The sequence below is a fragment of the Burkholderia sp. MSMB1078WGS genome (assembly GCF_001528895.1).
Taxonomy (GTDB): domain Bacteria; phylum Pseudomonadota; class Gammaproteobacteria; order Burkholderiales; family Burkholderiaceae; genus Burkholderia.
The window spans coordinates 18,165-36,415 of the sequence record NZ_LPDI01000018.1 but is presented as its reverse complement, the minus strand read 5'-3'; the positions used below and the strand labels follow the sequence as shown (position 1 = coordinate 36,415).

The following is an 18,251-nucleotide window of genomic DNA, read 5'->3' as shown; positions in this document are numbered from 1 at the left end:
CCGGCGGTAACCGACGGATCCTGCGCGCACGCGGCCAACAGCAACAGCAGCCCCGGTGCGAGTAAACGGCGATACATGGGTATTTTCCTCACGTTTCATTGGCGCCGTATTGCTTCGCGCGCTCGCCCGCGAGCATGCCCCGGCCGGTGCGGGGTGCAGCGAACATCGTCCGCGGGCCCGCGTACCAAGGTTCTCTCAGGTTCTCTTTTCGTCTTGAAACATCGTTGCAGCGGCTGATACGGCGGAAAACGGCACGCAGGAACCTGCTCCGTTCTGTCTCTTTAATCCACGCAATACGATCGCTGCTCACTGGCTTCAAATGATACATATCGGTCTATCCAATAGTCAAGACGACTCGATAACCGGCTCGACAAGCGAAGACTGGCGGGGCCGAACTGCCGTCAAACAGAGCCGGGAGGCCGATTTCATGCACCGACATGATGCTAGAATAATCGGTCTACGCCGTTGAAATATCGAGGAGGAAGCCGTTCGTGCGAGCCAACAAACGCCAGCTGGTGGTAGACAAAGCGACCGAACTGTTCTCCAGGCACGGATTCCACCCGGTGGGCGTCGACTGGATCATCGACGATTCCGGTGTCGCCCGAATGACGCTGTACCGGCATTTCGCGAGCAAGGACGAACTGATCCGCGAAGTGCTGGTCCAGCGCTACGACCTGATCGTCGGCAGCATCGACGCTCAGTTGCAGCACGTCGTCGATCCGGTCGAGCGCGTCAAGACCATCTTCGACTGGTACGCAGCATGGTTCAGGACACCTGAATTTGCCGGCTGCCTGTTCGAGCGTGCGCTGGCCGAATTCGGCACCGCTTATGCACCGATCTCGGATGTCGCGATCCGCTATCGTCGCAAAATGGTCGAATGGATCGCCGAACTGATCGAAGCGCTCGTGCCGGCCGAAACCGCAAACCGGCTGGCGACCGTCTTCATGATGCTGCTGGACGGCGCCACGGTCGAAGCGCGGGCGTTCAACGACTCCGCGGCGGCCGCGCGCGCGTGGCAAGCCGCGCATGCCCTTCTCGACCAGGCGATGCACGCAACGGGCTCGGCCGCCGACGGTGCGGGTAGCCGGACGTAACGCCACGTCGCGCACCGTCGTATTGCAGGCGAACCGAAACCGCGAGGCGCGGGAGGACGACATGCATGACCGGATGCGTTTGATCTGTTTCGCGCCGCCTGCGACAATCGCGTGTGCCGGCTGCAAGTCGATAGATGTCAGCCGATACGAAATCCAGCACCGGGACCGGAACGGCCTCACGATCGTTGCGTACACCCCCGAAGATCCGGCGTCGCTCGACAACACGCTGTGGGCCGATCACGTCTAACTCCGCTACGCCGTCACGCCGCTCTCCATCCAAAAGCGATTCGATGCGGGTGCAACCGATATCGACGACTATCCGTTCTCTGCCCGGCGACTCGACATCCGCACCCAGTGCCCGGTCCCCACGTCGGAGTTCTGCTCTTCCTGTTCATCCCGTTCCATGATCGCGCGGGACTGCACGGTCTGGATTATCTGTCGGGACTCGATGCAAACGAACCGGCGCTCCTGAAGTTGCGCCTCGGCGGCGGAAGCATGGCCGGCGGCCGACTGGTGTCGAAGGGACAGGCAATCACGGTCGACGCGGGCAACACGGCGACGCTGAACGGACCGTGATGCCCGCCTGCGCCGCCGGCGCGAGATACCCATCGAGCGGGCACGGCGATTGCGCCTGCTGCACTCCTCGGGAGGCGCGCCATCATGAACGACAACGATTTGCTTCAGCCCGAGCCGACGGACCCGGCCCCGAACGCCGTCACGTGGGTCCGCCGCCTGGGCCCCGGTCTGGTCACCGGCGCCGCTGACGACGATCCTTCCGGCATTGGCACGTACTCGCAAGCGGGCGCGCAATTCGGCTTCGAACTGCTGTGGGCACTGCTGTTGACGTACCCGCTGATGACGGCCATCCAGCTGGTCAGCGCGCGCATCGGCCGCGTGACGGGCAAGGGGCTCGCGTCCAACATGCGCACGCACTATCCGCGATGGCTGCTGTACGCGACGGTCGTGCTGCTGATCGCGGCCAACGTGATCAACATCGCGGCCGACTTGTCGGCCATGGGCGCGGCAGTCAATTTGTTGCTGCCCGGCCCGCAACAGCTCTACATCGTGTGCCTCGGCGGCATGTCGGTCGTGCTGCAGGTGTTCGTCCCGTACGACCGCTACGCGCGATTGCTCAAATGGACGGCGCTGACGCTGCTGGCCTATGTCGCGGTCGCCCTCATCGTGCCGGTCGACTGGGCGGAGGTCGCTCGCGCGATCGTGATGCCGCATGCGCAACTGACCGCCGCCTATCTGACCACGGTCGTCGCCGTGCTCGGCACGACCATCAGCCCGTACCTGTTTTTCTGGCAGGCGTCCCAGGAAGTCGAAGAATTGCACGCCGTGCCGAACCAGCGGCCGCTGCGGCGCATGCCGGGCCAGGCGCCCGCGCAGTTGCGCCGGATCAGCTTCGACACGTGGTTCGGCATGGGCGTATCGAACGTGATTGCATTCTTCATCGTGCTGACGGCAGCGGCCACGCTCAACGCGCATCGCATCGACGTCAAAACGTCGGCGGACGCCGCGCGGGCGCTCGAGCCGCTTGCCGGTCACTTCGCGTACGTGCTGTTCGCGCTCGGCATCGTCGGCACCGGCCTGCTGGCGCTGCCGGTGCTTGCGGGATCGGCCGCCTATGCGGCCGCCGGCACGTTTCGCTGGCGCAACAGTCTCGCACTGCAGTTGGGCGTCGCGCCCGAATTCTATGCGGTGATCGCATTGGCAATCGTCGGTGGAATCGCGTTCACGTTCATGCATTTCGACCCGATCCGCGCGCTTTACTGGAGCGCCGTCATCAATGGGGTGAGCGCCGTTCCGATCATGGTCGTGATGATGCTGATGGCGGGAAGCAAACGGGTCATGGGCAAGTTTGCCGTCAGAGGCCCGCTTGCGTGGGGAGGATGGACCGCGACGCTCGCGATGGCGATCGCGGCGATGGGCGTGTTCGTGCCGGGATAAATCGCACCATATCGACCGCCGTCGACATGAAAAAGTCAGGGTCAACGAGGTCTCGCGGCGCGTCACCGGAACGTCATCCATGCCGACATACCATCGACTCCGGTTCGCAAAAAACACCGCTTCGTCCCTGCGCCGAGCGGGAACGAATCCTGCTCCTCCGACACACCAGGTGGAGCCAATTTATTTTCTTTGACGGATTCCGTATTACCGGCGAATATTCGCGTCGATCAATCATTAGTACCGCTCAAAAAAAACGACACGATGCTCGCTCATTCAATCGGGGATATTTCACTACTTCACCAACTGATACCTGATCGAAGGGGAAGACATGACACCGTTGTCCCAGAATGTGAGCATCAAGCAGACAGCCGCTCTATCGAAAGCGTCGCCGCTGTCGCCCGTTTTCTGGAAGCCGGATCCGCTCGTCGAGCCCGTTCCACCCGAGCCGAAAGCCGCCACCCCGGATCTTCGCGATTTCTTCGCCGCCGCCGCGCTGCAGGGTTTATTGTCGCGTGACGCCGGTCGCAACGTGTCCACGATCGCCGACTACGAATCGAAGCGCGCAGTCAGCGCGTATCGGCTCGCCGACGAAATGCTGAAAGCGCGATGACGCGGCATGTCCGCTAGCGCCGCTCGGCCCGCGCGCCTGTCGTCGTCAGGCTCACCGACAATGCGGCGCCACGTCGCCCCCGTCGCGCGTCGCCTTCTGTACTCCCGTGCGAAACCGGCATCGCGCATCGGCGACGCGGCCGGTCCCGCGCATCGTCGGCATGCCGCATCGCGCCGCACTCATGCCGGCGTGACACGGCCTATGCAGCCGAAATGACAACCGCTTGAAAATCCGGCGCCGCCGACCGCGGGTCACGCGACGCGCGCTCGGTCGCCGCCGTCTCTGCCGTGTTCGCATGCGGCGCCTTGCATCGACGGCGGGCAGCGTCGCCCGCCAGACGCTGCCCGTCGCGAGCCGATCGCACGATCGCTGCTTCGTCGCCCGGCGCCGGTTCACGTCTGCGCCGAGTCGCGCCCGTCGGCACGATGCACGCGTGCCGCACGACGAACCGTACCAGCGCCCACGAGAAGCCGCCCCTGTCGCGGCCCGCATCGGCCGCCATCGCACATGCCCGGAACCGTCGGCCGCCCACGGGATCGATTCGTGCTGATTCGGCCGGGCGAATGTCGCGCAACCCTTTCAACGGAGATGCCATGTTCATCCACAACACACGGCTTCAGTACACGGTGCGCGTGGGCGCGCCGAATCCGGGACTCGCCAACCTGCTGCTCGAGCAGTTCGGCGGCCCGCAGGGCGAGCTTGCCGCCGCGATGCGCTATTTCACGCAGGCGATCACCGAAGAAGATCCCGGCCGCAAGGACATGCTGCTCGACATCGCCACCGAGGAGTTGAGCCACCTCGAAGTGATCGGCTCGATGGCCGCGATGCTGAATCGCGGCGCCAAGGGCGAGCTGGCCGAAGCGGTCGACGAACAGGCCGAGCTGTACCGCAAGCTGCACGGCGCGGGCAACGACAGCCACGTGACGCAGGTGCTGTACGGCGCTGGCGCGCCGTTGACCAATTCGGGCGGCGTGCCGTGGTCGGCCGCGTACATCGACACGATCGGCGAACCGACGGCGGACCTGCGCTCGAACATCGCGGCCGAAGCACGCGCGAAGATCATCTACGAGCGGCTCATCAACGTGACCGACGATCCGGATATCCGCGACGCGCTCGGCTTCCTGATGACGCGCGAGGTGTCGCACCAGATGTCGTTCGAGAAAGCGCTGTATGCGATCACCGCGAACTTCCCGCCGGGCAAGCTGCCGCCGAAGGCGCCGTACGATCACGTGTATTTCCGGATGCAGCCGGACGCGGCACCGCTGGTCGGGCCATGGAACCACGGAGGCGAACTCGAAATCCGCCCCGCCGAACCTGCGGTCGACGGCGGCAGCGGTATTGCGGAAGGCATGCTCGACGCGCAGCAAGCGGACGCCATCGAGGCGATGGCGCAGCGACTCGCCTCCGATCCGAACAGCGACCCGATGACGGGTGCCGAGCTGGGCGCGGGTCCGCCGGCTCCCCAAGGCCGCAAGCCGGGCAAGCCGGACGGCGCCTGAGTCGCGGTTCCCCGCGCGCGACGGCGATTCCGACGCGCCGGCGCAGCGACAGGAGGCGCGCTGGATACGTCGCCGGACGGGCGGACGCGCGTTCGGCGCGCGTCACTCGCCTGCTTCGCCGGGCCCGCTCTGGTCGGTCTGGTCGGCCATCAGGTACTGGATGACCAGCGTCGGATCGGCGATGTCGAGAATCAGGCGGCGCATCACGCGCTTGCGCATATGGTCGTCATCCAGCGTCCACGGCCCCGCCGCATCGCCGAGGTAGCGGCCGATCGCGCCGCGATGATCGCCCTCCGGCGGCAGGCCGAGCCGCGCAGCGAGCAGGCCGGCGATGACGTCGTCGAGTTCGACTTGCAGCGGCCTGGAATCGATCGAAAGTTCGAGCTTCATGGTCGGTCTCGCAAGCATGAAAAGGCGGCGGCGCGCCCCGCTGTCGCGCGCGCCGGGAAAAGCCGCTCCGGCCAGCGGCTGTTCGACGATCGCAGGCGAGCCTGCGATGCAGGTCAGTAGCCGAGTTCGGGCGCGGGAGCCGGCTCGGCGCCGTCCTCTTTCGGCGCTTGCGCGACGGTCGCATCGGTCGTCAGCACGAGGCTCGCGATCGACGCGGCGTTCTGCAGCGCGGTACGCGTGACCTTGGTCGGATCGACCACGCCCGCGTCCACCAGATCGCCGTACTCGCCGGTCGCCGCGTTGTAGCCGAAGTTCCCCGTGCCTTCGAGCACCTTCGAGACCACGACCGACGGCTCGTCGCCCGCATTGGCCGCGATGATGCGCAGCGGCGCCTCCAGCGCGCGCAGCACGATCCGGATGCCGGCGTCCTGGTCCGCATTCGCGCCCCGGATGTCCGACAGCGCCGCGCGCGCACGCAGCAGCGCGACGCCGCCGCCCGGCACGATGCCCTCCTCGACCGCGGCGCGCGTCGCATGCAGCGCATCGTCGACGCGATCCTTCTTCTCCTTCATTTCGACCTCGGTGACCGCGCCGACCTTGATCACCGCCACGCCGCCCGCGAGCTTCGCGACACGCTCCTGCAGCTTCTCTCGATCGTAGTCGCTCGTCGCTTCGTCGATCTGCACGCGAATCGACTTCACGCGCGCATCGATGCGCGCCGCATCGCCCGCGCCGTCGATGATGATCGTGTCGTCCTTGCGCACCTCGACACGCTTCGCACTGCCAAGATCCTCGAGCGTGGCCTTGTCGAGCTGCTTGCCGGTTTCTTCCGAGATGACCGTCGCGCCGGTCAGGATCGCGAGATCCTCCAGCATCGCCTTGCGCCGGTCGCCGAAACCCGGCGCCTTGACGGCGGCGACCTTCAGGATGCCGCGCATCGAATTCACGACGAGTGTCGCGAGCGCTTCGGCCTCGACATCCTCGGCGACGATCAGCAGCGGCTTGCCGGTCTTGGACACCGCTTCGAGGATCGGCAGCAGGTCGCGGATACTGGAAATCTTCTTGTCGTGCAGCAGAATCAGCGCATCGTCGAGATAGGCCGCCTGCTTCGCGGGATCGTTGATGAAATACGGGCTCACGTAACCGCGATCGAACTGCATGCCTTCGACCACGTCGAGTTCGTTCTCCAGCGACTTGCCGTCCTCGACGGTGATCACGCCGTCCTTGCCCACTTTCTCCATCGCATCGGCGATGATCTTGCCGATCGCGTCGTCCGAGTTCGCGGAAATCGCGCCGACCTGAGCGATTTCCTTGTGGGTCGAAATCGGTCGGGACAGCTTGCGCAGCTCATCGAGCACCGCGCCGACGGCCTTGTCGATGCCGCGCTTCAGATCCATCGGGTTCATGCCGGCCGCGACGTGCTTCATGCCTTCCTGCACGATCGCCTGCGCGAGCACGGTGGCGGTGGTCGTCCCGTCGCCGGCCACGTCGGCCGTCTTGGACGCGACCTGCTTGACGATCTGCGCGCCCATGTTCTCGAAGCGGTCCTTCAGCTCGATTTCCTTCGCGACCGACACGCCGTCCTTCGTGATCACCGGCGCGCCGAAGCCACGCTCGATCACGACGTTGCGGCCCTTCGGGCCGAGCGTCACCTTCACCGCGTCGGCCAGCACGTTCACGCCCTTGACGATCTGCTGGCGGGCGCCATCGCGGAATTTCACGTCTTTTACGGTCATTTTCTTGCTCCGGATACAGTCGTTGAACGAGATGCCGCGCGCATCGGGCTCCTACCCGTGCGACGCGGTCGAATCGGTATTCAGGCCGCTTTCCTGGCAGCCGGCGATTCGGGTTCGAGTACGCCCATGACGTCCTCTTCGCGCATCACGAGCAGTTCCTCGCCGTTCACCTTCACGGTCTGGCCTGCATATTTGCCGAAGAGAACCTGGTCGCCGACCTGGAGCTGCAGCGGGCGCTGCGAGCCGTCCTGGAGCAGCCGGCCGCTGCCGACCGCAATCACTTCACCCTGCTCGGGCCGTTCTGCGGCCGAATCGGGAATCACGATGCCGGAGGCCGTCGTCCGTTGCTGTTCGATTCGCTTGACGATAACCCGGTCGTAGAGGGGACGAATCTGCATTTTCATCTCCTGAGCGATGAGATCACCTGGAAAAGGGAATCCGCCAGCGCCTGCACGCGCAAAGGCCGCGATGCGCCGGCGTGCCGTCGATTGGCGAAAAGCGAAATAGTGGCGCGTGAGGCGCGCTTCAAGAGGGGGAAGAAAGCGCATGTGTAACAAAATGTTTCAGACCAGAACCGCGTTCGTCCGACCGTCGCGCGTCTCGCGATGCCGCGCGACGCGCGCCGGTGCGGCCTCGACGGGCCGCGCGAATCATCGCAAAAACGGCGCTTGAAATCCGCGCTTGCCGTCCTATTTTGGTATCGCTCAAGCAGCCGCGGCTTACGCGCTGCGTGTTTCGATTTGTTTGTCAGCGAGGCCTCTCGCGGATCGACGAACTGGAGCGCGTGGTCCGGTTCGTCCTCCGTGCGAGGTCCAACCGGGAGCGAATCATGAACGATCCTTTCCTTACCTCCGATCGGCTGACGGAAGTCGGCCGCCGGCCACGACGCGTCGTCGCGGGTCTGTCGGCCGGCCTGCGAGTCGCGCGCAACGGCAACGGTCGCTTCGCGCCGATCGGTGCTCGAGTACGCGCCGCGCGCAAGCCGTTCGCGTTGCGTCGCATCGACCCACCCGCCATGATCGGCCGACCGAAGCTGCCGCGCCGTCGCGTCGCCACCCGCGGACGCGCGCTGCACCATATTTCATTTTTCTTCGCCACGCCTGCCGGCGGCGGCTCCGTGCGCGACGGGAGGCGGCCATGCTGAGCCCGCACGAATTCGCGACGCTGATGCTGGTGTGCGAGGCGCCGGATCAGCTCGACATGAATCGCGCCGAACTCGATGCGTTGCTCGAACGACAACTCGTCATGCTCGAACATGGCGCCCCCGGCCGTCCGCGCGCATATCTGACGAAGAAAGGCCGATCGATCCTTCATGCGCTCGGGGCCGATACCGGTTTCCGCCGGAGCCAGGAGGCGACGGCAGAGCGCGACGGTCAGCATGCTGCGCCCGTGTCGCTCTCGGACGAGGCCGGATGACGCGAGGGTCGGGGCAGCGGCGCGGTGCCGACGCGAACGGCATGGGGTGCCGTCGCCAGGCCTGTCGTGGGCCATTCCCTCCGCTTCGTGGAAGCGGATCGACGGCTCGGCCTCGCCGGTCAATCACACGAGGCCGACCGAGGAACGTTCTGGTTTATCATCGACGCGTCCTACGCGTAGCCCGGCACTGCCCGCAATCGGCGAGCACATCGATATCGTCGATAGCCGGAAGCACGGATCGGCGTATCTGAATTGCCGATCGCCTGCGGCAAATTCGCGATACTTCCACCCCAACGAGCTCGCTACTCCGCCGCTTGGTCTCCAGGAATGATGGCGAACCGCGACCAACATCCGGCACATAATCAACAAAATGAGCGATTTGAAAAGCGCAGTCTCTCGTGAGGCACTGCATGTCCCCGATCCGTCCCGTCGTCGCTCGCTGATCGCCGCCTGCGGCGCGCACGCCGTCCACGACGGGCTGACCGACGTCATTTACGTGCTGCTTCCGATCTGGCAGGCCCAGTTCGCACTCAATTACGCTCAGATCGGCTTGTTACGCGGGCTCTATTCCGGCGTGATGGCGAGTTTTCAGTTGCTTGCGAGCCAGGCAGCGCGGCGATGTGGGCGCGAGCGCATGCTGGTGGCCGGGACCGCCCTCGCGGGCGTTGCCTATCTCATCGCCGGTCAGCCGGTGGGCTGACGGTACTGCTGATCGCGCTGGCGCTGGGCGGCCTGGGCGCCAGCACGCAGCATCCTCTGGCATCGTCGATGGTCACCGATTCCTACGAGGCAGGCGGCGGCGTGAAGGAGGCGCTGGCCCAATACAACTTCTCCGGAGACATCGGCAAGACGCTGATACCAGGCCTGATCGGCCTTCTGTTGACGGTCGTGACGTGGCGCACCGGCGCCACGCTGATCGGCCTGCTGGGCGTGGTTTCGGCGGGCCTGCTGTGGTGGCTGATTCCGTCGCGCGACTCGTCGCGCACGGCACGCGACAAGACGCCGAAAGCGGCCTCCGGCAGCGGTTCGTCCGGCGGCTTGCATGCGCTGCTCGCGACCGGCACCCTCGACAGTGCCGTGCGGATGGGCTTTCTGACGTTTCTGCCGTTCCTGCTCAAAAGCAAGGGAGCTGGCACTGCCGGTATCGGTCTTGCGCTCACGTTGCTGTTCGTGGGCGGTGCGTTCGGCAAGCTGTTTTGCGGCTATCTGGGGGCGCGCATCGGGATGATGAAGACGGTGTGGCTCACGGAGTCGGCCACGTCGCTGCTGATCGCGCTCGCTGTGTTCTCGCCGCTCTTCGCCATGATGGCGATGCTGCCGCTGCTTGGACTGGCGCTGAACGGAACATCGTCCGTGCTCTACGGTGTCGTGCCGGAACTGGCCGGTGTCGGCAAGCGCGAGCAGGCGTTCGCGTTGTTCTATACGGGCACGATCGGCGGCGGCGCGCTGTCGCCGGTGCTTTTCGGCCGTCTCGGCGACATCGCGGGCGTCCCGATCGCGCTGCTCGCGCTGGCCTCGGTCCTGCTGTTGACACTGCCGTTGTCGTGGTACGTGCAGAAGGGCCTGGAAGCCTAGCCGGCCGCGCCTAGCCAGCCGCGCCTAGCCGGCCGCGGCCGACCTCGCGAACTCGATGAACTGCCCGACGCAGGTCGACGAAAACGGTTCGGACCATGTGACGACCAACTCGAGAACATGCGGCGTCGCCAGCGGCACGTAGGCGACGCCCGAGCGTTGTAGCGTCGACGTGAAGCCGGGCACGATGGCGACGCCGCGCTCCGCTGCCACCAGCGACACCAGCGTCGTCATCTGCGATGCGGTAGGCCCTATCTGCGGCGCAACGCCCTCCTGGGCGCACAGATCCTCGAGCGCCGCATTCAGCGCGGAACCGTAACCCGCCGGGAACGTGACGAAATTCTCCTTGACGAGTTCACGGAACGCGATCGTCGCCTTACCCGCGTATCGACTCTGCGCGGGGACCGCGGCGACGAGCGGCTCCCGCGATAGGACGAGGGACCGGATACGCTCCCCGGACGTCTTTGCCGCCGACCAGCCGAATCCGACGTCCATCGTGCCGACGGCGATCTGCTGGCGTTGACTCGCGGTCGATACTTCCCGAAACGCCAACTCGACTTCCGGCATGCTTCGGCTCACCTTGCGGATGATGTCCGAAAACGCGTCGGACATCGGAATGGAACTCGCATAACCGATCACGACGCGACCGACCATCCCTTGCGCCATCTTGCGCGCCGTTGCCTCCGCCTCGTCGACTGCATGAATGACGCTCCTTGCGTGTTCGAGAAACAGCGCGCCTGCCGGCGTGAGCTGGACCGCGCGTGTCGATCGTTCGAACAGCCGGATACCCAGATCAGTTTCAAGCGCGGCGATATGGCGCGTCAAAGGCGGCTGGGCGACACGCAAACGCAACGCCGCGCGTCCGAAGTGCAATTCGTCGGCGACGGTCACGAAATAGCGGAGGCGGCGTAGGTCGAGCATTCTTGTCTTTTCGGTATCAATGGCCACGAAAACAGTATTGGCGCGCGTGTCGCCCACTCGTCAGACTGTCACACAAACCAGATAGGGCGTCACCAGTGGGCAACAGAACCATTCGATTCGCATTTTTCCTGTGCGGATTTGCGGCTTTTCTCAATCTTTATTCGACCCAGGGCATCCTGCACGAACTCGCTGCGGCATTCCACGTGAGCGCCGAACAGGCGGGTCAGGGCATCAGCGCCACCACCTTGGCGGTTGCCATTATCGCTCCGTTCGTCGGTGCTCTGGCCGCCCGCTTCGATCGCCGAACGGTCATTTCGTGCGCCGCCGTGGCATGTGCGCTCCCCGTTCTCTGGTCCGCGCACGCGACGAGCTTTTCATCGTTCCTCGCTGCCCGCTTTGCCGCGGGCATGCTGATGCCGTTCATCTTCGCGATCTCGATCGCCTGCATCGGCGAGATCTTCAGTCACGACGCGGCGACGGAAGTCAGTGCGCTCTTCGTCGCCGGCACGACGCTCGGCGGATTCGCCGGACGCTTCGTGACCAATACCCTGACGTCCGCGTTCGGCTGGCGTCACGCGCTCGATTTCGTCGCGTTCCTGTGTCTCGCAACGGGCCTCGCGATCCACGCGTGCCTGCCGGCACCCGGCGCCGCGCGTCCGGACAACGAAGGTGCGTCGACGTCTCGCTGGACGCTCTTGACGCGTGGCCCGCTGCTCGCGTCGTTTCTGGTCGGAGCATGCGTGCTCGCATCGCAGGTCGCGACGTTCACCTTCGTCGGACTGCGACTGGCCAACGCGCCATTTGGCTTCAATACGGTCGAGATCGGCGCGATCTATGCGGTATTTCTCGTCGCGGTCGTCGTCACGCCGCTCGCGGGCCGCGTCGCGGCTCAACGCGGCCCGCGCGATCTCGCCCTCGCGGCGACCGGGCTCGCGATCGTCGGTGCACTGCTGACGCTGTCGAGCAGTGTCAGCGCGATCCTGACCGGTCTCGCGCTCAGTTCCACCGCGGTGTTCGTCGAGCAGGCGTCGGCCAATGCGTTCATCTCGCGAGCGGCACGGAGTGCACGATCGACGGCGATCGGCATTTACCTGTCCTTCTACTACTTTGGCGGAAGCCTCGGCTCGGTCCTGCCCGTTCCCGCATGGAATCGCTGGGGCTGGGTGGGCTGCGTCGCATTCGTCGTCGGTGCACAGGCGCTCGCAGGCGCACTCGTGTTTTTCTTCTGGCGCGGGATGCCTCCCGCCAGCGCAAGCAGACCGCGCTCATCTGAAGTGCGGCTGACTCGGTAGTTCGCTTCAAATCACACCTAGAACCGGAGAGAAAAGGATGGAAACGTTGCATAAGAGATCCGGATGCAGTTGGGATCGCCACAGCCAGCGCCCGGAACGACCGCGACGTGCGCTTCCGTCAGCAGCAACTCGGCGAGATGGTCGACATCGCGGATCCGCTGCCCGCGGTAATGGCGGCCCAGCTTTTCCGAAACATCGACGAACAGATAGATGCAGGTCGCGCTTTTCGTCGGTCATCCGGCCGGCCAGCGTGCGTCCCAGCTCCGCGTAACCGGCGGGACCACCGCAGTCCTCGGGCGGACAGGCCCCGGCACCGACCACGCAACGCGGCGTGCGTGCCGTCTCGGCCGCCGGCCCACCGCCCATCCGACAGGAAATACCGCTTTCCGGTCGCCTTCGCGGCTTCGATTTGCCGAACCGTCAATGCACCCATGATCGTCCTCCATCGATATCGTGCCCGATCGGCCCGCGTATCCTGAGCAGGGCTTACCCCCACCGCGAACATTAAAAAGACGCTAAAAAATTGCGGTTCGCGCAGGATTTCCGTGAAAGTCGCCGGGCCATCAATTCCCCGCAAACCCTTTCCAGACGTGGCTCGAACGGATTTCAGCTGCCCTGACCGAAACGCCGGGTAAATCATCACGATTCATTTAACTTTCCGTGAGGACTTCGACACCGGCCGCCGCCTACGATGGGCGCATGTTTTCAGGACCTGCTTCCAGGAGCCCATCATGCCCACCCGCAGACACCTGCTGTTCGCCGGCGCCACCGGCCTCGCCGCGCTCGCGGCGCTGTCGTCCGCCGGCCGCCGCGCGCTGGTCGGCCGCGCGTTCGCCGCGCCGCCGGCCGGCTCACCCAAAGCCGCTCCTTTCGAGATCACCCACAGCGACGCCGAATGGCATCGCCGGCTCACGCCCGCTCAATACACGGTCCTGCGCGAAGCCGGCACCGAACGGCCGTTCAGCAGCCCGCTGAACGACGAGCACCGGCACGGCACGTTCGCGTGCGCCGGCTGCGACCTCGCGCTGTTCTCGTCGGCCACCAAGTTCGACAGTCATACGGGTTGGCCGAGCTTCTGGAAACCGCTCGACCATGCGGTCGGCACCGACACCGACGCGTCGTTCGGGATGGTCCGCACCGAAGTGCACTGCCGCCGCTGCGGCGGCCATCTCGGCCACGTGTTCGACGACGGCCCGGCGCCGACCGGCCTGCGCTACTGCATGAACGGCGTCGCGCTCGCCTTCCACCCGGCCGCCGCCTGACCCGGCCCCACTCCCGTCCGACCGGAGAACGCACCATGCTGCTCATCGTCCTTGCCTATCTCGGCGGTGTGCTCACGATCCTGAGCCCGTGCATCCTGCCCGTGCTGCCGTTCGTGTTCGCGCGCGCCGACCAGCCGTTCGTGCGCACCGGCCTGCCGCTGCTCGCCGGCATGGCGCTCACGTTCGCCGTCGTCGCGACGCTCGCCGCCGTAGGCGGCGGCTGGGTCGCGCAGGCCAACCAGGCCGGCCGCTGGATCGCGATCGTGCTGCTCGCGGTGTTCGGCCTGACGCTGCTGATGCCGCGCTTCGCGGAACACCTGACGCGCCCGCTCGTCGCCGCCGGCAACCGGCTCACCGGGTTCGCGCAACGCGACGGCCGCCCGGCCGGCCCGGCGTCATCGCTGCTGCTCGGCGTCGCGACGGGCCTGCTGTGGGCGCCGTGCGCGGGCCCGATCCTCGGCCTCGTGCTGACCGGCGCCGCGCTGCGCGGCGCAAGCGTCGGCACGACGCTGCTGCTCGTCGCGTATGCGGCCGGCGCGGCGACGTCGCTCGGCGTCGCGCTCGTGATCGGCGGCAAGGTGTTCGCCGCGATGAAGCGCTCGCTCGGCGCCGGCGAATGGATCCGGCGCGGGATCGGCGCGGCGCTCCTGGCCGGTGTCGGCGCGATCGCGCTCGGCCTCGACACGGGCGCCCTCGCGCAACTGTCGACAGTCACCACGGGCGGGCTCGAAACGAAGCTCGTCGACCGCCTCGGCGGACGCTCGAACGCTGTACCGGCAACAACGGCCTCGACCGGCACCGCCGACGGCGCAACGAGCGGCGCGATGATGGCCGCCGCGACTGACGGCGCGCAGGCAGACGGCAGTGCGATGACCGACGGTGCGATGATGCGTGCGGCCGGCGCCCCCGCGGCCGCGCTGCCGGTCGAAGGCACGCTGCCGTCGCTCGACGGCGCAGTGCAGTGGCTGAACTCGCCGCCGCTGACGGCGGCCGGGCTGCGCGGCAAGGTCGTGCTGGTCGACTTCTGGACGTATTCGTGCATCAACTGCCTGCGCACGCTGCCGTACACGACCGCGTGGGCGCGCAAGTACGCGCCGTACGGGCTCGTCGTGATCGGCGTGCACGCGCCGGAGTTCGCGTTCGAACGCGACATCGGCAACGTGAAGAAGGCGGTGCACGACCTCGGCATCGACTACCCGGTCGCGATCGACAACGGCTATTCGATCTGGCGCGCGTTCAACAACGAATACTGGCCCGCGCACTACTTCATCGATGCGCAAGGGCGGATCCGTCATCACCACTTCGGCGAAGGCGAATACGCGCAATCGGAACGCGCGATCCAGTCGCTGCTCGCCGAAGCCGGCCATCCGGACGCGCTGAACGTGCCGCTCGGACTCGCCGGCGCGCCCGCGAAGGGTGCGCTCGCGGCCGCCGACAGCGCGGACGTCCGTTCGCCCGAAACCTACGTCGGCTATGCGCGCGCGGAAAGCTTCGCGTCGCCGGGCGGCGTCGTACGCGACGCGGCGCACCGCTACGACGTGCCGGCCCGACCGGACCTCAACGGCTGGGGCCTCGCGGGCACGTGGAACGTCGGCGCCGAACGCGCGTCGCTCGCCGCGCCGGATGGCCGGATCGTCTACCGCTTCCATGCACGCGATCTGCATCTCGTGCTCGGCCCCGGCACGAACGGCCGGCCCGTGCGCTTTCGCGTGACGCTCGACGGCGCGGCGCCCGGCGCCGCGCATGGCGCCGACGTCGACGCGCAGGGCTACGGCACCGTCACCGGTCAGCGCCTGTACCAGCTCGTCCGGCAGCCCGGCGCGATCGCCGATCGCACGTTCTCGATCGAGTTCCTCGATCCGGGTGTCGATGCCTATGCATTCACTTTCGGCTGATCACGGGTGCCGCCGCCATCCGGGCGCCGCTTTTCTCGACACATTTCCCGACGCATTTCGAAGGAGCAAAGGATGAACCCGATCCCTATCCGCGATGCCGCCGCACAGCGGCGCGCGGCCATGCTGCGCCGCATCGGCGCCATCGCCGTCGCGGCGGCCGCCGTGTTCGGCTACCAGCGCATCGTCAATTCCGCCGAGCCGATGCGCACCGTGCCCGCGCCGACGCTCGACGAAACGCCCGGCGCGTCGCACGACGAGACGGCCGTGCTCGCCGGCGGCTGCTTCTGGGGTGTCCAGGGCGTGTTCGAGCACGTGAAGGGCGTGAAGCAGGTCACCGCAGGCTACGCGGGCGGCGCGTCCGAAACCGCGCACTACGCGCTGGTCGGCTCGGGGCTGACGGGGCACGCGGAATCGGTGCGCATCGTCTACGACCCGACCCAGATCACGTACGGCCGGCTGCTGCAGGTGTTCTTCTCCGTCGCGCACGATCCGACCGAACTGAACCGGCAAGGCCCCGACGAAGGCTCGCAGTACCGGTCCGCGATCTTCCCGACCACCGCGCAGCAACGCGCGGTCGCGACCGCGTACATCGCGCAGCTCGGCGCCGCGCACGTGTTTCCGGCGCCCGTGGTCACGCGCATCGAGGCCTACAAGGGGTTCTATCCGGCCGAGGCCTATCATCAGAACTACCTCGAACTGCATCCGGATGCGCCGTATATCGCGTTCAACGACCTGCCGAAGGTCGCCGGGCTGAAGCAGCGCTTCCCGGCGCTATACCGTGCCGACGCGGTGCTGTGGCGCGAAGCGCGCTTGTGAGCCGCTTGTGAGCCGCTCGCGACCCCCGCCCGGCTGCGTGACGGGATGCCGCCCGCCGCACCGCCGCGGCGGGCCGCCACGCCACGCACCGGCGGCGGCCTCTTTGCGCCGCATCAACGAATCGGCGGACGCGATGCCGGGGCAAACCCGCATCGCGTCCGCCGCGGCCGGCAACTTCGCGTAGACTTCTCCTGATCCTCGCCGCATGATGCGGCGTCCGGACTACCCGCCAAGCCAGGAGGCGTCACGCATGCGCGCAGTGCCTTTGCCTGACAGCAATACCCTCGAAGAACCGTCCACCGGCGCGGTCGTGCGCGACCTGCGCCGCGTGCCCATTCATCCGGATCACTGGTATCCGCTCGCGTGGTCGCGCGAGCTCAAGCGCGGCAAGACGCTCGGCGTGCGCTTCGCCGGCGACCCGATCGTGCTCGTGCGCACCGAATCGGGCGCCGTGTATGCGCTCGAAGATCGTTGCGCGCACCGCCAGGTGCCGCTGCATGCGGGCGTGGTGAGCGGCGAGACGCTGCGCTGCTGCTACCACGGCTGGACCTACGCGTGCGACAGCGGCCGCTGCGTCGACGTACCCTACCTCGGCCGCGAGCGCTTGCCCAACGGCGTGCGCGCGTATCCGTGCCGCGAAGCGCACGGGCTGATCTTCGTGTTCCCGGGCGACGCCACGCTCGCCGAAGCACGACCGTTCCCCGCGCTCGAATCCGCGGACAACCGCGCGTACAAGACGCGCCGCTTCGGCCGCGAGGTCAAGTGCCACTACTCGTTCATGCACGAGAACCTGATGGACATGAACCATCAGTTCCTGCATCGCAAGCAGATGGGGCAGATGCGCGCGCGCTCGGTGGGCCGCCGCCGCGGCGACGACTGGGTCGAGGTCGACTACACGTTCGCACGGATGGAAGGCAAGCAGCCGGTCGGCGAGGCGCTCGTGTTCGGTTCGAGCAAGAAGCCAGGCGACCAGGCCAACAAGAGCGTGATGACGGTGCGCACCGGCTATCCGTACCAGACGCTGCAGATTCGCTCGAGCGAAGGCACGCTCGTGATGGATCTGTGGATCGTCTACGTGCCGCTCGACGCCGAGCAGCGCACCAACCGCACGTTCGGGCTGCTGTCGATCCACAAGCCCGGCATCCCGTTCGCACTCGATCTCGCATGGCCGCTGCTCGTGTGGTTCACCGAGCGCATCTTCCGCGAGGATCGCTGGATCGTCGAGCGCGAACAGGAAGCGCACGATCGCCAGGGCGCCGACTGGAACCACGAGGTGTTTCCGGTCATCAACGAGCTGCGCGACCTGCTGCGCCAGTGCGGCGCACGCACCGTGATCCCGATCCGCGACGCGCGCGACGGCGCGTGACGCGACGCATGCGGCGCGCCGTTACAGCGTGAACGCGCCCGGCAGCAACTCGCGGGCCGTCGTGATCTCGACGGCCCCTTTCAGGTTGGCGAGAATCACTTCGATATCGGGCTTGCCGATCTCGATGATCACCTGACGACATGCGCCGCACGGCGCGATCGGTCCGTCCGTGTCGCCGACGACCGCGAGCCGCGCGAAATCGCCCGGCCGATAACCGGCGGCAATCGCCGCGAACAGCGCCGTGCGTTCCGCGCAATTGCACAGTCCGTACGACGCGTTCTCGACGTTGCAGCCGTGGAAAACCGTCCCGTCGCGCGCCTGCAGCGCCGCGCCGACCTGGAAGCGCGAATACGGCGCATACGCGCGCTCGCGCGCCGCCTTCGCCTGTTCGATCAGTTCGTCTCGTTCCATCGAGGTCTCCGAGGCAGG

At 66.6% G+C, this 18,251-nt stretch carries 20 protein-coding genes and 3 pseudogenes; 14 read left to right on the top strand and 9 right to left on the bottom strand.

Annotated features, from left to right (window positions below; genetic code table 11):
• Positions 1-77 (bottom strand): annotated as a pseudogene (locus WT24_RS34160) (sel1 repeat family protein); the annotation flags it as partial.
• An 11-nt stretch (positions 78-88) separates the two neighbouring features.
• The gene (locus WT24_RS34155; protein ID WP_156441744.1) at positions 89-328 is read right to left on the bottom strand and encodes a hypothetical protein; all 240 of its coding nucleotides are present in this window, start codon (positions 326-328) and stop codon (positions 89-91) included.
• Positions 329-491: 163 nt separating this feature from the next.
• Here WT24_RS34155 and WT24_RS03805 point away from each other — a divergent pair, with 163 nt between their 5' ends.
• The 6 genes from WT24_RS03805 (at position 492) to WT24_RS03780 (ending at position 5,156) form a co-directional block, all read left to right on the top strand.
• The gene (locus WT24_RS03805) at positions 492-1,094 is read left to right on the top strand and encodes a TetR/AcrR family transcriptional regulator (protein ID WP_059500092.1); all 603 of its coding nucleotides are present in this window, start codon (positions 492-494) and stop codon (positions 1,092-1,094) included.
• Positions 1,095-1,155: 61 nt separating this feature from the next.
• Positions 1,156-1,341, top strand: a complete 186-nt coding sequence (locus tag WT24_RS35200) for a hypothetical protein (RefSeq protein ID WP_257127424.1) — start codon at positions 1,156-1,158, stop codon at positions 1,339-1,341.
• Between the two features lie 107 nt (positions 1,342-1,448).
• Positions 1,449-1,670 carry a hypothetical protein gene (locus tag WT24_RS35195; RefSeq protein ID WP_257127423.1) on the top strand — a complete coding sequence of 74 codons (222 nt, stop codon included), beginning with the start codon at positions 1,449-1,451 and terminating at the stop codon, positions 1,668-1,670.
• 84 nt (positions 1,671-1,754) lie between these two features.
• On the top strand, positions 1,755-3,047 hold the full coding sequence (locus WT24_RS03795) for an NRAMP family divalent metal transporter (protein WP_060031372.1): 1,293 nt from the start codon (positions 1,755-1,757) through the stop codon (positions 3,045-3,047).
• Positions 3,048-3,375: 328 nt separating this feature from the next.
• Positions 3,376-3,657 carry a hypothetical protein gene (locus WT24_RS03790; RefSeq protein WP_059500094.1) on the top strand — a complete coding sequence of 94 codons (282 nt, stop codon included), beginning with the start codon at positions 3,376-3,378 and terminating at the stop codon, positions 3,655-3,657.
• Positions 3,658-4,250: 593 nt separating this feature from the next.
• The gene (locus tag WT24_RS03780) at positions 4,251-5,156 is read left to right on the top strand and encodes a manganese catalase family protein (protein WP_060031366.1); all 906 of its coding nucleotides are present in this window, start codon (positions 4,251-4,253) and stop codon (positions 5,154-5,156) included.
• 102 nt (positions 5,157-5,258) lie between these two features.
• Here WT24_RS03780 and WT24_RS03775 read toward each other — a convergent pair whose 3' ends face one another.
• The 3 genes from WT24_RS03775 to groES all read right to left on the bottom strand — a co-directional run bounded on the left by WT24_RS03775 (position 5,259) and on the right by groES (position 7,680).
• A complete protein-coding gene (locus WT24_RS03775) occupies positions 5,259-5,546 on the bottom strand; it encodes a hypothetical protein (protein WP_060031363.1) in 288 nt (95 codons plus the stop codon).
• A 113-nt stretch (positions 5,547-5,659) separates the two neighbouring features.
• Entirely contained in the window at positions 5,660-7,282 is a 1,623-nt protein-coding gene (gene groL / locus WT24_RS03770; RefSeq protein WP_059791208.1) for a chaperonin GroEL, read from the bottom strand.
• An 80-nt stretch (positions 7,283-7,362) separates the two neighbouring features.
• Positions 7,363-7,680 (bottom strand): co-chaperone GroES, encoded by a 318-nt coding sequence (groES, locus tag WT24_RS03765; RefSeq protein ID WP_006482399.1) that lies wholly within the window; start codon positions 7,678-7,680, stop codon positions 7,363-7,365.
• A 431-nt stretch (positions 7,681-8,111) separates the two neighbouring features.
• On the opposite strand from groES, the gene WT24_RS03760 reads away from it, so the two are divergent.
• From WT24_RS03760 to WT24_RS03750, 3 genes and pseudogenes are all read left to right on the top strand, one after another.
• Positions 8,112-8,426, top strand: a complete 315-nt coding sequence (locus tag WT24_RS03760; protein WP_060031360.1) for a hypothetical protein — start codon at positions 8,112-8,114, stop codon at positions 8,424-8,426.
• Positions 8,420-8,698, top strand: coding sequence for a hypothetical protein (locus tag WT24_RS03755; protein WP_060031357.1), 279 nt, complete (start codon positions 8,420-8,422; stop codon positions 8,696-8,698). The genes WT24_RS03760 and WT24_RS03755 overlap by 7 nt, the downstream gene beginning before the upstream one ends.
• 370 nt (positions 8,699-9,068) lie before the next feature.
• A pseudogene (locus tag WT24_RS03750) lies at positions 9,069-10,273 on the top strand (MFS transporter).
• Between the two features lie 24 nt (positions 10,274-10,297).
• On the opposite strand, the gene WT24_RS03745 reads toward WT24_RS03750, so the two are convergent.
• Entirely contained in the window at positions 10,298-11,191 is an 894-nt protein-coding gene (locus tag WT24_RS03745; RefSeq protein WP_059500101.1) for a LysR substrate-binding domain-containing protein, read from the bottom strand.
• A 95-nt stretch (positions 11,192-11,286) separates the two neighbouring features.
• On the opposite strand from WT24_RS03745, the gene WT24_RS03740 reads away from it, so the two are divergent.
• A complete protein-coding gene (locus tag WT24_RS03740; protein ID WP_060031354.1) occupies positions 11,287-12,483 on the top strand; it encodes an MFS transporter in 1,197 nt (398 codons plus the stop codon).
• 17 nt (positions 12,484-12,500) lie between these two features.
• On the opposite strand, the gene WT24_RS35720 is transcribed toward WT24_RS03740, so the two are convergent.
• Both WT24_RS35720 and WT24_RS35715 read right to left on the bottom strand, forming a co-directional pair.
• Positions 12,501-12,665 (bottom strand): hypothetical protein, encoded by a 165-nt coding sequence (locus WT24_RS35720; protein ID WP_373557222.1) that lies wholly within the window; start codon positions 12,663-12,665, stop codon positions 12,501-12,503.
• A gap of 46 nt (positions 12,666-12,711) precedes the next feature.
• Positions 12,712-12,849: pseudogene (locus WT24_RS35715) on the bottom strand (hypothetical protein); the annotation flags it as partial.
• Between the two features lie 365 nt (positions 12,850-13,214).
• Between WT24_RS35715 and msrB the strand changes: the two are divergent.
• The 4 genes from msrB (at position 13,215) to WT24_RS03720 (ending at position 17,822) form a co-directional block, all read left to right on the top strand.
• Positions 13,215-13,745: a peptide-methionine (R)-S-oxide reductase MsrB gene (gene msrB / locus WT24_RS03735; protein WP_034209418.1), complete on the top strand. Its 531-nt coding sequence runs from the start codon at positions 13,215-13,217 to the stop codon at positions 13,743-13,745.
• Between the two features lie 35 nt (positions 13,746-13,780).
• On the top strand, positions 13,781-15,640 hold the full coding sequence (locus WT24_RS03730) for a cytochrome c biogenesis protein DipZ (protein ID WP_060031351.1): 1,860 nt from the start codon (positions 13,781-13,783) through the stop codon (positions 15,638-15,640).
• A 72-nt stretch (positions 15,641-15,712) separates the two neighbouring features.
• Entirely contained in the window at positions 15,713-16,456 is a 744-nt protein-coding gene (msrA, locus tag WT24_RS03725) for a peptide-methionine (S)-S-oxide reductase MsrA (RefSeq protein WP_059791187.1), read from the top strand.
• 250 nt (positions 16,457-16,706) lie between these two features.
• Complete coding sequence (locus WT24_RS03720; protein ID WP_059500120.1) at positions 16,707-17,822, top strand: aromatic ring-hydroxylating dioxygenase subunit alpha; 1,116 nt, start codon at positions 16,707-16,709, stop codon at positions 17,820-17,822.
• Between the two features lie 21 nt (positions 17,823-17,843).
• Here the strand turns inward: WT24_RS03720 and WT24_RS03715 are convergent, their stop codons facing one another.
• Positions 17,844-18,233 (bottom strand): cytidine deaminase, encoded by a 390-nt coding sequence (locus WT24_RS03715; RefSeq protein ID WP_060031348.1) that lies wholly within the window; start codon positions 18,231-18,233, stop codon positions 17,844-17,846.
• Positions 18,234-18,251: the final 18 nt, after the last annotated feature.